General features: G+C 59.0%; 10 protein-coding genes. 6 read left to right on the forward strand and 4 right to left on the reverse strand.

The features are described 5' to 3' along the window. Nucleotides 1–2 precede the first annotated feature (2 nt). From CS919_RS05765 to CS919_RS05790, 6 genes are all read left to right on the forward strand, one after another. Nucleotides 3–2,765, forward strand: coding sequence for a hypothetical protein (locus tag CS919_RS05765; protein ID WP_143341759.1), 2,763 nt, complete (start codon nt 3–5; stop codon nt 2,763–2,765). Nucleotides 2,766–2,821: 56 nt separating this feature from the next. Further along, nucleotides 2,822–6,439, forward strand: coding sequence for a murein biosynthesis integral membrane protein MurJ (locus CS919_RS05770; protein WP_200818345.1), 3,618 nt, complete (start codon nt 2,822–2,824; stop codon nt 6,437–6,439). 207 nt (nt 6,440–6,646) lie between these two features. After that, nucleotides 6,647–7,249: an RNA polymerase sigma factor gene (locus tag CS919_RS05775; RefSeq protein ID WP_099298535.1), complete on the forward strand. Its 603-nt coding sequence runs from the start codon at nt 6,647–6,649 to the stop codon at nt 7,247–7,249. A gap of 109 nt (nt 7,250–7,358) precedes the next feature. Next, nucleotides 7,359–8,396 carry a thioredoxin-disulfide reductase gene (gene trxB, locus CS919_RS05780; protein ID WP_099298536.1) on the forward strand — a complete coding sequence of 346 codons (1,038 nt, stop codon included), beginning with the start codon at nt 7,359–7,361 and terminating at the stop codon, nt 8,394–8,396. A 141-nt stretch (nt 8,397–8,537) separates the two neighbouring features. After that, entirely contained in the window at nt 8,538–8,861 is a 324-nt protein-coding gene (gene trxA / locus CS919_RS05785) for a thioredoxin (protein WP_099298537.1), read from the forward strand. A gap of 42 nt (nt 8,862–8,903) precedes the next feature. After that, nucleotides 8,904–10,088 (forward strand): N-acetylmuramoyl-L-alanine amidase, encoded by a 1,185-nt coding sequence (locus CS919_RS05790; protein WP_099298538.1) that lies wholly within the window; start codon nt 8,904–8,906, stop codon nt 10,086–10,088. A gap of 23 nt (nt 10,089–10,111) precedes the next feature. Here the strand turns inward: CS919_RS05790 and CS919_RS05795 are convergent, their stop codons facing one another. From CS919_RS05795 to rsmG, 4 genes are all read right to left on the reverse strand, one after another. Further along, complete coding sequence (locus CS919_RS05795) at nt 10,112–10,999, reverse strand: hypothetical protein (RefSeq protein ID WP_099298539.1); 888 nt, start codon at nt 10,997–10,999, stop codon at nt 10,112–10,114. Between the two features lie 459 nt (nt 11,000–11,458). Continuing rightward, nucleotides 11,459–12,703, reverse strand: a complete 1,245-nt coding sequence (locus CS919_RS05800; RefSeq protein ID WP_099298588.1) for a ParB/RepB/Spo0J family partition protein — start codon at nt 12,701–12,703, stop codon at nt 11,459–11,461. Nucleotides 12,704–12,801: 98 nt separating this feature from the next. Next, the gene (locus tag CS919_RS05805) at nt 12,802–13,728 is read right to left on the reverse strand and encodes a ParA family protein (protein WP_099298540.1); all 927 of its coding nucleotides are present in this window, start codon (nt 13,726–13,728) and stop codon (nt 12,802–12,804) included. A gap of 195 nt (nt 13,729–13,923) precedes the next feature. Continuing rightward, nucleotides 13,924–14,505, reverse strand: coding sequence for a 16S rRNA (guanine(527)-N(7))-methyltransferase RsmG (gene rsmG / locus CS919_RS05810; RefSeq protein WP_228073636.1), 582 nt, complete (start codon nt 14,503–14,505; stop codon nt 13,924–13,926). Between the last annotated feature and the right edge of the window lie 95 nt (nt 14,506–14,600).

The raw sequence follows: 14,600 nt of genomic DNA on the forward strand, positions 1-14,600 counted from the left end.
TGATGTCTATTCGAGCCAATCGCCTGCGACAGCCTCAGCCCACCTCTGGGCTGAGCACGAGGTTGCGCAGGCCTGCGCTGACCGTGGCTGCCACGTGCGCTGCGACGATGATGACCTGCGCAAACGCTCTACCCGGCGCGATAAACAACGCGGTAGATCACGTACTTCACCCCATGGCCACGGCCCAGGCCCAGCAGAATCCGCGCCAATCTCACGACCCAGCCAATGACCAAGAGGCTGGGGTGTGGAGCAATCCGCAGGCACGCAGCACGGATCCTCACCTGGGCGTGCGCGTGGGGCTCGCCTCGCTCGATGTGCAGGACCGCTCCATCGATGCGCAGCTGTCCTTACGCAATGACACTGCCGCTCCCGTCAGCAACATCGCCCTGCGTGTGCTTTCGCAACCGGTGGCAGGCAGTGCCTCGGCGGTTCGTTCCGCCCAGTTGGCCAACTTCGGCGAATATCAGCAGTCCTCGGAGTTGCTCCGGCTACCAATTTCCGTTGCGCCAGGGGAAAGCCAGACTTTCTCTCTGCACCTGACCCCAAACGATTCCACAGACCCGGAATCTACAAGCACGCTGGTCACGCCCGGCCTCTTTACTGAAGGCAGTCACCCGGTGATGTTCAGCGTCACCGCCGATGCGCAGTCCTCAGATCAGTCGCAGGGCCAGCAGGAACCCACGCAGCAGTTGGTGGGCGTGGCCCGCACCACCGTCAGCATGACCGAGCCACGCACCCCGGTCGATCCAGCCGCCCCTGCCGCAAACCCTTCGGATGACGCTCCCACCAGCCCCACACCGGTGACCTTCGTGTGGCCATTGGCTGCGGAAACACACGTTCTTGGAGGAGCCACGGGCGAGGCACCACAGCGCGGCCCCCTTTACCTCACAGACGAGCATCTGGCCGACGAACTCGCTGACAACGGCCGTCTGCGCACCTTACTAGACACTTACCGCGAGGCACTGGAGGGCCCGGAGGGCACCAAGCTCAAGCAGGCCAGCTGCCTGGCCATCGATCCAGAGCTGATCGACACGGTGGACCGCATGACGCGTGGCTATCGCGTGGGTACCGAACGCCCGAGCCCAGTGGACGTGCCCAAGCAGCTGCGTGATTCTTGGGGCGATATCTTCGGCGGCGACGAGCCCAAGTATCAAGAGGGCCGGGGTGCCGCAGACGCTCGTCAGTGGATCGCGGATCTCAAGGACACGGTCAACCAGGGTTGCAGCGTCGCTCTGCCGTATGCAGGTGCGGATCTGGACACGATTGCGGCCACGCAGCAGGATTGGCTCGGCGTTCACGCCGTGGCCCAAGGTCCGCAGATTGTTCACCGCATTTTGGGTGTGTGGCCCACGCAGAATGTGGTGATTCCCGACGCCGGTTACCTCACTTCCGCCGCAGCCCCTCTGTTGCGCCATGCGGACACGCTGGGGGAGGAGTTGGATCTTTCCGATGAGTTTGAGCGCCGGGTTCGGCTCCATAACTTGGCGGACGGCGCTCCCGCTGCCACGCGCCCTGGAGCAGAAGGCGACGATGACACCGTCACGGCCATCGTCGCGGATAACACCCTCAACGTCTCCGCAAACAACCCAGAAGCGGACAATTCCGCGAACACCGGCATCACCCCAGTTCCCGTAGCAAATATTACCGGCGCAGTACCGCAGTCGACGCGCGGGCAAGTGACGCTGAATGCGGTGGGCTACTCCGCAGATTTGGGCTCGGCTCTGCGCGCCACCGGTTCGCACCCAGAGATTGCGGCGTATTCGGATCCCGCTAAGCGCTACAACGTGGAAGAAGACAGTCCCGCGGCGCGCATGGCTGATGCCACCGCGATTTTTGACGAGGAGGTACGCGCCGGCGATGCCGTGGTTGCCATCCCACCTGCGCTATGGTCCGTCGATCAGACTGGAGCCAACGCATTCTTGGATGCGGTGACCTCCAGCTTTGCAGACAACCGAGCAGAACCAGCGCCACTGAGCGCTGTGATGCAACAGCGCTCCCAGCCGGGCAATCTGACGGAAAGCTATACGGACCCCGGCGAGGTCTCGGCAGAAACGGTGCAACGGATTGCCGATCAGGCCAACACGCTGGGCGAGCTGACCACAACCATGAGCAATGATCCCACCATCGCTCTGACTCGCGAGGCCTTCACTCGGCCGTTGTATGACGATCTCACCCGCGCCACCAGCAGTTATCGCATGCGCGAACGTAGCTCGTGGGCGGACGTACGGGCGGGCCTCGCGCGCCGCTTGGATCAGGTGCAGGACATGATTGCCGCCCTGCAGCGCAGCGTGTCTTTGGTCCCACCCGGCAACGTGTTCACGCGTACTTCGGATTCCTCGCCGCTGCTGGTGCTGGCACGCAACGGGCTTCCCCTCCCAGTACCCATCACCTTGGACTATGAAGTGGAAGACGATAAGCCGCTGACACTGGAATTGCCGGACGATAACCAGTCCATCCCCGCCAAGGGTTCCATCACGTTGTCGCTCAATACGTCCTCGGAGAGCGCTAACGCAGAAGAGAGTGACGCAAACCTCACAATGTGGCTTAACTCCCAAGGTGGCGATCGCATCACGGAGCCCGTCCAGCTGCGCATGCAGTCCGTCCCCGGAGTCTCTCCCGGGTTGATCATCGGCGTGCTTATGCTGCTCATGGGAGTGGGCGTGGCAGGAAGGGTGTTGTGGAATCGTCGCTCCGGCTCGGCCACAACGTCCAAGAATCGCCGCGGCCGCAGCCACCCACAGCGCTTGGATCTGGACAACAAATAGCAGACACGCCCCGCACAGGTTAGGTATCCGCGCGGCTGGTGAACCAAGATGGTGGAGTGACTACCCCTCACTCTTTTTCTGACGATTCACGCACGGAGCACTCCGAGCGCTCGGAGCCGGACCTCACGGAGAGTCCACGCGAGACCACAGGACAGCGTGGCCGCTTCCGCCGTTCGCGCCCTCCGGCGCTAGCTCCCGAGCGCAAGCAGAGCACGCCTGCCGCGCCCGCAGCAGCTGCGACTGCCACCGAGACAGTGGATCACTCCACTCTGTCTGAGTCCCCCAGCGAGCGGCAGCAAATCAACGCTGAATTCGCAGAGGTGGCGTCGGAACAAGAAGTCGACGGCGACGGCCGGGAGGAAACGACCAGCGACACCCAGGTGGTGCGCGCGGGCGGCTCCATGGCCATCGCCACCATGATCTCCCGCATCACGGGCTTTTTGCGCACGGTCCTGATCGGCTCGGCGCTGGGCCCCGCGGTCGCTTCTGCGTTTAACACCGCAAACACGCTGCCCAACCTGATCACCGAGCTGGTGCTGGGTGCCGTGCTGACCGCCCTGGTGGTGCCGGTGTTGGTGCGTGCGGAGAAGGAGGACCCGGATAAGGGTGAGGCCTTTATCCGACGCCTACTCACCCTCACCTTCACGCTGACCGTGGTGATCACGCTGCTGTCCCTCCTGCTGACCCCGATTCTCACGCGCGTGATGCTGGACACGGAGGGCAAAGTCGATGTAAATATGGCCACCGCGTTTGGCTATCTAGTCCTGCCACAGATCTTTTTCTACGCCATGTTTGCGGTGTTCATGGCCATCTTGAACACCAAGGAGATCTTCAAACCCGGCGCGTGGGCACCCGTTGCTAACAACGTGGTCACACTCGCCGTCTTGGGTTTTTACCTGTTGCTTCCCGAGAGCTCAAAGCTGCAACCGTTCGAGAATGTCACTATTACCGATCCACACATCCTGTTGTTGGGATTGGGAACGACTCTGGGTGTGGTGGTGCAGGCGCTCATCATGGTGCCTTATCTGCGTAAAGCCGGAATCGATATTCGCCCTCTGTGGGGCATCGATGAACGCCTGAAGTCCTTCGGTGGAATGGCAGTTGCAATCGTTGTCTACGTTGCCATTTCCCAGGTTGGTTTCGCTCTGAATAACAGAATCGCAGCCAATTCCAGCGATTCGGCAGCTTTCATCTACCAGCAAGCCTGGCAGCTATTGCAAGTTCCATATGGCGTGATTGGCGTGACGCTGCTGACTGCCGTCATGCCTCGGCTATCCCGCAATGCTGCGGATGGCGATGACAAGGCCGTGGTCCGCGATCTCACGATGGCCTCTAAGTTGACCATGATGGCGTTGATCCCGGTGATCGTGTTCTTCACCTGCTTCGGCACGCTGATTTCTTCCTCCTTGTTCGCCTACGGAAGCTTCGATCTGCAGACCGCGAACGTGCTGGGCTGGACCATCAGTTTCTCCGCCTTCACCTTGATTCCTTATGCGTTGGTTCTGCTGCACCTGCGCGTTTTCTACGCCCGCGAGGAAGTCTGGACTCCCACGTTCATCATCGCCGGCATCACTATCACCAAGCTGGCCCTGGCTTTCAGTGCACCTCTGATTGCCACCGAGCCACGCTTGGTGGTGGTGCTGCTGGGTGCCGCGAACGGCATGGGCTTTTTGGCCGGCGCGATCATCGGCCACCGCCTGCTGAATCGTTCACTGGGCAGCCTTCGCTTCCGGGACGTCTCGCACGCGGGCGGTTGGGCCTTGGGCGCTTCGTTGCTGGGCGCGTTGGTTTCCTGGCGGTTGGATGCCCTGCTGACGCGCTTTGTTTATCCCGGCGACGGCATCGGCCACCCCTGGTTCCTCATCCGCATGGGCATCACGGGCATCGTCTTCCTCGCCGTCACTGGCATCGTGCTGTCCCGTTCGCGCCTGCCGGAGGTCACCACGGTGGGTGCCGCGCTCTCCCGGTTGCCGGGTGTTTCCCGTTTTGTTTCCCGACGCCAACCCGCCCCCGATCAGCCTCTTGCCCAGCAACCATCGCAGGCATCCGAGGCAGCTGTGGTGGCTTCCGCCACCAACACGATGTCCCCAATCCTTCCGCCGCTGTCCGCCGGACGAGTCCGCGGACCCCGTCTGGTTCCGGGTGCCCCGATCCTCGGCGGTCAGTACCGCCTCCTCGCCGATCACGGTGGCTCAGCGGCGGCCCGTCTGTGGCAGGCCCGAGACCTGTCTACAGGCGAGGTGCGGGCGCTGACCATCATGGATCCCGCCGTGCTGGGTGGGCACAAGGGCCGCGACGAAACCGCTTCCCGCACCCGCAGCAATGCCTCCCGTGCACAGGCCAAGGCGCAGATCCTGCGCCGGGCCAAACTGTTGGCGTCGCTGGATACGCCGGGCATGGCCAAGATTCACTCTGTGGTTGATGGTGGATCCTTGGTGCTGGTCATTTCCGAGTGGATTCACGGCAGTCCACTGGACGCCGTGGCTGAGTCCGGACCGGATCCGCTGGCTGCGGGCTATGCGGTGGCGGACTTGGCTGATGCGGCTGCAGATGCGGCGGACGTGGGCTCGCCCATGGGCTTGGACCACCGCGACCGCGTGCGCATCAACACGCACGGTTCCGCTGTTCTGGCTTTCCCTGGCGCGCTGCCGGAAAACAGCGTGCGCCAAGACGCTCACGGCGTAGCTACCGCCCTGGGACTGCTTTTGCGCAATGTCCCGGATGAAGAAATCCCAGACGAGCTTGCCCACGAGTATTTCCGCTTGCGGGAGCTGACTCGGAACAAGAGCGAAGAATTGAATCTTCGGGAAGCCGCGCGAACCTTGCGTCGACTCACAACGGGCGAGCTGGCGATCCACGAGGACACCACGCCGGACCCTTCCTCCCGCGCTGGATTCGGCGTGGAGAAGGTGCGGGCTCGCACGCTGGTCAAGGCCGGTGCCATCGCACTGATCTCCGTGGCCATCATCACTGCCATCGTGATCACGGCCGTCAGCGTGCTGGGCGGCAACCGCCAGGATTCCCCAGTCTCGCGCAACTCCTTGCAGGACGGGGCCAATGCTGTGGCGAACCATGACCCAGCCGTGATCTCGCTATCCGTGGCGGAGGAGTGGATGCCGCAGGACGGACGCGGTACTGAGGATTCGCCGGAGCTGGCCGAGCTCACCGTGGACCACAACGCATCCACCGCGTGGGAGTCCGATACCTACCTCAACCAGCTGGGCACGAGCCCCACAGCAACGAAGGAGGGAATCGGCCTGCTCATCGACCTTCCAGAGCAGACCATGGTCTCCTCCGTATCGCTCGAAGGCTTGCGGCCCGGCACCACCATTGAGCTACGCTCCGCCGACGGTAAACCCACGACGCTGGGCGATACCGAGTTGCTGGACACCGTCCGCTCAGATGGAGCCACGAAAACCGTGGATCTGACGAGCCAGGGCAGCAATGCCGACGCAGGCGCCGAGGCATCGAGCGCGGCCCAGCCCACGGAGACCGCGTCCCACAATGCGGATCGTCCAGTAGGCAACTACCTGCTGGTGTGGATCACCGAGCTGCCACTTCCGCAAGCTGCGACGATTAGCGAGGTCAGCGTCATGGGCACGTGGAAGGATCAACCGGCCGGCGGCACCTCCGCTTCAACACCGGCTCCCACCACGTCCGGCAGGGAGCAATAGTTAACTAGCCGCTGGTTATCCACAGCCGGCACAGTTATCCACACTTGAGGTGGCAGGACGCGCTTTTACACGGCGCGCCCTGCCACCTCGTTGTTATGGTGTAGCTGTACGCACGCTCGTCAACGAACAGCATGGCTTGTCACCGCATCGGGGGATGCGCAAGCACTGCGAACGGGCGGCACTGAAAAACTCTTGGGGGAAGAGCACATGACCATCCGTCTCGCCTACGATTACCGCGCCACCACAGACGCTGAACTATTGCACGGACACATCGCGGGCAACCGCGGCGCATTCAATGAGCTGGCACGCAGGCATCACAAGCTGATGTGGAGAGCAATCCGCCAAGTGGGCATCACCAACGAAGACGAAGGCTGCGACATCCTGCAAGATGCACTGCTGAAGGTGCATCGCCACGCACATCGCTGGGATGGATCCGCCAAGGTCGGGACGTGGATCTTCGCTTTGGTGCGCAACACCGCGCTGACTCACATCCGCGCGAAATCGCGGCGTGTGGAGCCTGGGCTGATTGAGTTTGAGGAGCGGATAAAGAGTGTCGCCGCAGCGGTCCCGCGGGAAGATTCCACCGTGATGCGGTTGGATCTGCACCGATATGTGAACGCCATGGCGTTGGAACTCAAAGAGGTCCTGGTACTGACCACGCTGTACGGACTCAGCGAAGTGGAAGTGGGGGAGAGGTTGGGCATACCGGTGGGGACGGTGAAATCTCGGAAGTCGCGAGCGCGCAGGACGCTACGGGAGATCATTACTGCCGACGGTGGGGACTTGGCTCCGATGGTGGTGGCGGCGTAGGGGAGCGAACGTGGGGGCACAACGGCGAGGAATATGCTGCGGGGGCTGGCGGTTAGAATGGGATGAAACTTTCAGCACGTCTCTACCTCTATAAGGAACTCGATTCACCATGACTCAGCCTTTCCTGCAGGCCCCAGGACTACTCGGCAACTCTACGGCGAAGGATTCCTCCGCAGTACCGGAGAGCTCCGTGGGCAACCAAGGTGACGTTCAGGGCGATCAGCACGTCCATGATGTGATCATTATCGGTTCCGGCCCTGCTGGTTACACCGCAGCGGTCTACGCAGCTCGCGCGGACCTGAAGCCTTTGGTGTTTGAGGGAATCGAATACGGCGGGCTGCTCATGCAGACCACCGAGGTGGAGAATTTCCCCGGTTTCCAAAACGGCATCATGGGCCCCGCACTGATGGAAGAAATGCGCGCCCAGGCTGAGCGCTTTGGTGCAGATCTGCGCGGTGAAGACGTGGAGCGCGTGGAGCTGGACGGCCCAGTGAAGAAGGTATGGGTCTACGGCGAGGAATTCCGCGCGAAGACCATCGTTTTGGCTACGGGCGCTGCGCCTCGCTACCTGGGCGTGCCCGGCGAGCAAGAGATGCTGGGACGTGGCGTATCGGCATGTGCCACCTGTGACGGCTTCTTCTTCAAGGAAAAGCAGATCGCAGTAATCGGTGGTGGAGATTCCGCCATGGAGGAGGCAGACTTCCTCACCAAGTTCGGCGATAGCGTCACCATCATTCACCGTCGCGATGAGTTCCGTGCCTCCCAGATCATGCTGGACCGCGCGCGCAACAACCCAAAGATCAAGTTCATCACCAATGCCCAGGTGGTCGCTGTCAACGGCGAGAGCGCTGTGACCTCGTTGACCCTGAAGGACACCGTGACCGGCGAGACCAGCGAGCTGTCGATGGACGCCATGTTCGTAGCCATTGGTCACGATCCTCGCACCGAAGTATTCGCAGGTCAGGTGGAATTGCAGGATAACGGTTACGTCAAGGTTGCCGAGCCGGGAACACATACGTCCATCGACGGCGTTTTTGCCGCTGGAGACTTGGTGGATTCCCACTACCAGCAGGCCATCACCGCAGCGGGCTCTGGCTGCCGTGCGGCATTGGATGCCGAGGAATTCCTCGCGGCGCTGACACAGTAATTGACGATATTTCCGCAGTTCACGTTACTACGGAACGTCGCTATGGTTGATTGTGGCCTACTCCGAGTAGGATGTGGCTTTGTAGATATTGTCTGCTTCAAGCGTGCACGCTTTTTTCGTCACAACTAGGAGGCCCACCCGATGGCTCAGATCCAAAAGGTTACTCAGGCCACTTTCAAGTCGACCGTCACTGATTCCAAACTCCCTGTTCTGGTGGATTTCTGGGCTGAGTGGTGCCAACCATGCCATCGCATGAACCCGGCTCTCGAAGAACTCGCGGAGGAACTGGATGGCAAGGCGGTTATCGCCAAGGTCAACGTGGACGAAGAGCGCGCTTTGGGGGCAATGTTCCAGATCATGTCGATTCCGGCTCTCCTCGTCTACAAGGACGGGGAAAAGGTTGCCGAGTTTGTTGGTGTGCAGTCCAAGGACACGCTCAAGGCCAAGCTCGAGAGCCTGGCATAAACCACCACGTTATTAAGATTATTGAAGTAGGTTTTTTGACCAGTGAATAAGTTCTTGCTCCGAGTAGGCGACCGCAGCCCGCGCGTCGCTGAGGTTCGTGGCACCTTGGCGCGACTTGGCCTCGTCGAGGATTTCGAGGGCGATACCACCGGTAGCAAAACCCAACAATGGGCCCACGAAGATGAATTCTTTGACGAGGACCTCGCCAACGCGCTGCGCGCTTTCCAGCAAGATCGCGGAATCGTCGCTGACGGTGCTATTACTTCCGGCACACTCCGCGCCCTGCGCGAGGCCTCCTACAAGCTGGGCGCACGCATTCTATCCCTGCAGAACAATCAGCTTGTGGGGGATGACGTCAGCGAACTTCAGGCTCAGCTTCATGACCTCGGTTTTTACACCAACCGAGTGGACGGACACTTCGGCCCTCAGACCCACAAGGCAGTGGTCGCCTACCAAACGGATTACGCTCTCCAGGCCGATGGACTAGTGGGGCCGAGCACACTGCGTGCTCTGTCCTACCTTGGACGCCGGATTACCGGCGGTTCACCGCAATCCATCCGGGAAAAGGAGCAGATTCGCGCCGCGGGCCCACAGCTGTCCGGCAAGCGTGTGGTCATCGATCCGGGCCTTGGCGGTTCGGAAAAGGGCGTATCGGTCCAGGGCAAGCACGGGCAAATCTCTGAGGAAGACATTCTGTGGGATCTGGCAGGGCGCATCGAAGGCCGCATGATTGCCGCCGGCATGGAGACCATTCTTTCCCGCCCGCGCTCAGCTAATCCCTCCCAGTCTGACCGCGCTTCTATGGCTAATGCTTTTGGTGCTGACGTAATGATCTCGCTGAAGTGCGATATCTATCCCAATGACAAAGCAAACGGCGCGGCGAGCTACTTCTACGGCTCTATGCACGCATACTCCTCCATGATCGGAGAGAAGCTCTCTGGCTTCATCCAGAGAGAAATTGCCGCCCGCACCCCTTTGCAGAATTGCTACAACCACCGCAAGACGTGGGATATTCTTCGCCTGACCACGATGCCCACGGTGCAGGTAGTTCCTGGCTATCTCACCAATGGCCAAGACGTGGCGGTACTGACTGACCCTTCCATGCGTGACACGATCGCTGAGGCCATTGTGGTGGCCGTGAAGCGCCTCTACCTGTTGGACAATGACGTTCACTCCACAGGGCAGTTTACTTTCGACGAGCTGTTGGCTCGCGAACTTCGTGGCTAAATTTGCTCCGCTTCACCTTTGAGCTATTTCCTCAGTGCTGCGGATAGGCTCTTCGCGTGCGCCGGATAGTTCTTTTTACCGCCGATGACTGTTGGCCAGGGGCTGACTGCAGCTCCTAGTGCTTGCTTGTCTTCGTTGACTCCCACAGCAAACATTGATGCGGCTTCTCCGATGTCATACCGGTATCGAGGGTATTTCGCGTGCTTCTGAATCAGAGTAAATCCCTGATCGCGGACAATGTCCTCAGAGATAACGGGGGAGACGCTGAGATGATCCATCCGCTGCTCGGAGTGATCATTCAACACGAGTTCGTGCCAACCCCCATAGGCCTCATCAAAGAAGTACTGCTGATTTTCTAGTGGCTGCGTAGCTCGGACTGCTCCCTCTACCGGGTTCTTCTTATCGTGTGCGCGAAGGTATCCGTCGATATCTAGCTGCAGCGCTTTTTCGATTAGATCCTCTTCATCCTCTGCTCTAGCGAAGGTCTCTATTGCCTTGATACCCCGCTTCCGCGCCTCGGCTACTACGGCCTCGATAATTTGATGTTCGAGATACAGTCCCATATATGCTGCCGTGACATAGACGTGCGACATGACTACAGCGTCCGGGGAGATAGGTCCAGACGGCATCACCGCATAACCAGGAAAGTAGCCAGCCGGGGCAAAGAATACAGTTGCTGCAGGTATTGACTTCGCGTCGCTTTCCCCCGTGCTTACCAGCGCGGTAAACCCGCACGTTCCCCATTCCATGAGCACGCGTTGGATCCACAACTGTTTATCGAAGGCTCCATCCTCGCATTGGCGCGGCCGGTGGTTGTCCTCCCACTCGAGCTCCCAACACGTGGTCGATCCCGCTGCCTTTTCCAGCTGCCCGAACGCAGAGCCGTTGACTGGCGCTATCTCTATTTTCATTTCACCTCCTCTGGGCTCTTTCTTTGTTTGTTCATTGATTCTCATCCCATCCTATGGGCATGGCGGTTTCCTGTCTGAGCTTTCTGAATATCCCCTTTTGTGTGCTGCTTCCCATCGCACATCGGATTCTTTTTGAGCGGTCCCAGCGATTCCGTTCGCGGTCCCTGGGCGTTTCACGTGAAACTTCTGCTTTGGCCCGTGGATCTTCTCTATTTAGCAGTCGAGGCGTTTCACGTGAAACATCGCTTCTTTTTCAGCGAACACCCGCCCCGCCCGAAGAGGATGTTTCACGTGAAACCAACCGAGCTGTGCATAGAAACGGGGTGAGCCTTCACCAAAAGACCTCTATACCGAGTCAGCAATAGCCGACACATTGACCCAACCTCGTTCACAAAAAGGCCGGATGTTTCACGTGAAACATCCGGCCTGTCCATCAAGGCAAGGGTACTAGAACCAAAATTAGTCAGATTCGAACTTCAACATCTCCACGATGCGATCGAAGTCCTCTGGGCCGCCGAACTCAACGACGATCTTGCCCTTCTTCTTGCCCATTTGTACAGACACTTTGGTTTCCAACGCATCTGAAATGTCATCCACCCAGTGATTCACGTGGGAGGGGAGCGGTGGCTTACTTCCCTGACCCTTCTTCTTTGAAGTGTCATCTCCAGCCTGACGGTTCAGGAGAACAACCGCTTCCTCTGTCGCGCGTACCGACATACCTTCAGCAATAATGCGATTAGCGAGCCTATCTTGGGCGTCAGCACCCGCACGGACTGAAAGCAGTGCTCGAGCGTGTCCGCTACTGAGTACACCTGCAGCTACTCGTCGTTGAACTCCTACCGGCAACTGCAGTAGTCGAATCATGTTGGTAATTCTTGGGCGAGAGCGTCCGATGCGACGTCCGAGCTCGGCTTGAGTGACTCCGAATTCCTCCAAGAGCTGCTGGTAGGCCGACGCTTCTTCGAGTGGGTTCAACTGCACACGATGGATATTCTCCAGCAAGGCGTCACGAAGCATTTCTTCGTCATCCGTCTCGCGCACGATCGCAGGGATAACCTGAAGACCAGCACGCTGTGACGCCCGAAGCCGCCTTTCACCCATGATCAGTTCATAGTGAGTATCCGCATCCGGTGCCTCGCGGACAACAATCGGTTGCATTAAGCCAAATTCTCGAATGGAATGTTCGAGCTCTTGCAGTGCCTCTTCGTCAAACACTGACCGAGGCTGCTTGGCGTTAGTACGGATATCACCCAGAGAGATCTCTCGGTAGGTAGCTCCGAAATTCGTGTCTGTTGTCACCTCGTTGGCATCAGAAGACCTAGTTGACTGATCGTCAAGACTATTGGCCTGGGCTCCGTTCCTCTTCACACCTGAATCATCCGCGGAAGCTGCGACGCCAGTCTGAGATCCCTTGGTGGAATCCTCATTCGGGAAGTTTTTGGGTACAACCTTCGTGTCTGAACCTTGGCCGGCACTCACAATCGTTTCGTCACTGTGACCCTTCGTCGCTGCTGCGGTTGATCCCGAGGCAGGTGAAGTTTCGGCCGAATGAGCCGAACGACCGGAAGGGGAGTGGGTTCCTAGAATTACATCCGCCGCCCCATTGCCCAGAGAGGGACGAGCATTGCCCGTAGGAATTAGGGCGCCGAGACCTCGTCCGAGACCACCCCTTCGCGCGTTCGATACTGCGCTAACGGAAGGCATCCCAGACTTGTGCGCCTTGTTAGGGGCACCGTCATCAATCTCTGACTTAGATGATTGACGTTTCCCATTATTGTTCGTAGCCATAGTCAGGGTAATCCTTAGTGGAGATCCGGAGCAATACCAATTGGAGCAGTTTCAGAAGTGGGTGAATAGTCACCACGTTCGGCTAGCTCTACAGCAGCGTCAAAATACGCCCGTGCTCCGGTCGATCCACCGTCGTATTGAATCACGGTCTGACTGTATCCCGGTGCTTCTGAAACCTTAACACTACGCGGGATGTGATTGTTAAGAACAACCGAGCCAAAGTGGTTACGTACTTCGTCAGCAACCTGCTGCGAGAGCTTGGTACGAGCGTCATACATCGTAAGCAATACCGCAGAAATATGGAGAGAGGGGTTGAGGCTCTCCCGAATCATCGTGATGTTGTTTAACAGCTGTCCCACGCCCTCAAGGGCGTAGTACTCGCACTGTATAGGGATAAGAACCTCTTGCACCGCATTCATGGCGTTAATCGTGAGCAGGCCAAGGGAGGGAGGACAGTCAATAAACACATAGTCGAATCCATGCTCTTGCATGAAGGACTCTCCTAAGGCATCTGATAGCCGGTATTCGCGACGCACCAGAGAGACCAGTTCAATCTCCGCTCCAGCCAAATCAATAGTCGCAGGGATGCAGTAAAGATTAGGGTTTTCTCCGCTTTGCTGCATGACCTCAGAAGGTGTTGCTTCGCCGATCAGCACTTCGTAGGACGACGGAGTGCCCACGTGATGATCAGCATCGAGAGCCGTGGAAGCGTTGCCCTGAGGATCGAGGTCTACCACCAACACCTTTAAACCGTGCATGGCGAGAGCCCACGCAAGGTTCACTGTAGAGGTAGTCTTACCCACGCCTCCCTTCTGATTGGCGATGGTGAAGGATCGACAACGCTCTGGGCGATCCAAGTGCAGGTTTGCGGTATTACTCAGCCGAGCTGCTTGCCGAGCAGCCACATCAATAGGTGTGGAATCCCAATCCATACTGGTCATGAACTTCCTCTAGTCTCTACGCACCTTTTCAATGCGAAGTTTCACGTGAAACATCGGAACCTGACGATTCACAAACCGCTACCGATGACAACGATGTGTCGATGACTCAACACTAGTGGGCGAGGGAGACAGCAACAACGCGACTGTTCTTTATAAAAAGCACAAAGGGGCCGACCCCATAAAACCCAGCAAATACTACTTAACTCGCGAGATGATCACGACGTGCGTCGGTTCTCCCAAAACGGCATCTCCAACCGTTTCCACCCGGCCCGCATCTCCGCCGGCCTTCCTAATCTCCACAGCGTCGCGAGTTAGCTCTTCGGCAACAGAGTCCCCCTTCAGAGCGCGCATGCTGCCCCCCTTACGAACAAGTGGCAAAGACCACCGTGTGAGCTTGCCAAGAGGCGCAACAGCTCGCGAGGTAACGATGTCCGCTCCTCCTACTGCAACCACTGATTCTCGCTCCTCAGCGCGGCCGCGAACTACTTCGACATTCGGCAGCTCAAGGGCCGCCACAACCTCATTCAAAAACGTCGTGCGTCGCAACAGCGGCTCCAGGAGCTGGATCTCCAAGTCCGGTCGGGCGATCGCCAAAGGTAATCCGGGAAGCCCAGCGCCAGACCCCACATCAACAACACGGGCACCTTCGGGAATGACCTCTTCCAAAACTGCAGAATTGAGGATGTGGCGATCCCACAAGCGACTCACCTCACGGGGACCAATCAGGCCTCGCTCGATACCCGCGCCAGCAAGCCACTCAGCGTAGAGGTTGGCCATATCCAAACGCGGGCCGAACAATTCGGAGGCGTTTGCGGGGGACAGGGGAGCAGAGTTCTCATTGTGAAGTTCCACGTGAAACATTCTAGCCCCCC

This window comes from Corynebacterium dentalis (genome assembly GCF_900232865.1).
Classification (GTDB): domain Bacteria; phylum Actinomycetota; class Actinomycetes; order Mycobacteriales; family Mycobacteriaceae; genus Corynebacterium; species Corynebacterium dentalis.

Excerpts from the sequence above, each read along its gene's own strand:
- CS919_RS05765 (WP_143341759.1), top strand. The coding sequence starts at position 3 with ATGTCTATTCGAGCCAATCGCCTGCGACAGCCTCAGCCCACCTCTGGG.
- CS919_RS05775 (WP_099298535.1), top strand. The coding sequence starts at position 6,647 with ATGACCATCCGTCTCGCCTACGATTACCGCGCCACCACAGACGCTGAA.
- trxB (WP_099298536.1), top strand. The coding sequence starts at position 7,359 with ATGACTCAGCCTTTCCTGCAGGCCCCAGGACTACTCGGCAACTCTACG.
- trxA (WP_099298537.1), top strand. The coding sequence starts at position 8,538 with ATGGCTCAGATCCAAAAGGTTACTCAGGCCACTTTCAAGTCGACCGTC.
- CS919_RS05795 (WP_099298539.1), bottom strand. The coding sequence starts at position 10,999 with ATGAAAATAGAGATAGCGCCAGTCAACGGCTCTGCGTTCGGGCAGCTG.
- CS919_RS05800 (WP_099298588.1), bottom strand. The coding sequence starts at position 12,703 with ATGCCTTCCGTTAGCGCAGTATCGAACGCGCGAAGGGGTGGTCTCGGA.
- CS919_RS05805 (WP_099298540.1), bottom strand. The coding sequence starts at position 13,728 with ATGACCAGTATGGATTGGGATTCCACACCTATTGATGTGGCTGCTCGG.
- rsmG (WP_228073636.1), bottom strand. The coding sequence starts at position 14,505 with ATGGCCAACCTCTACGCTGAGTGGCTTGCTGGCGCGGGTATCGAGCGA.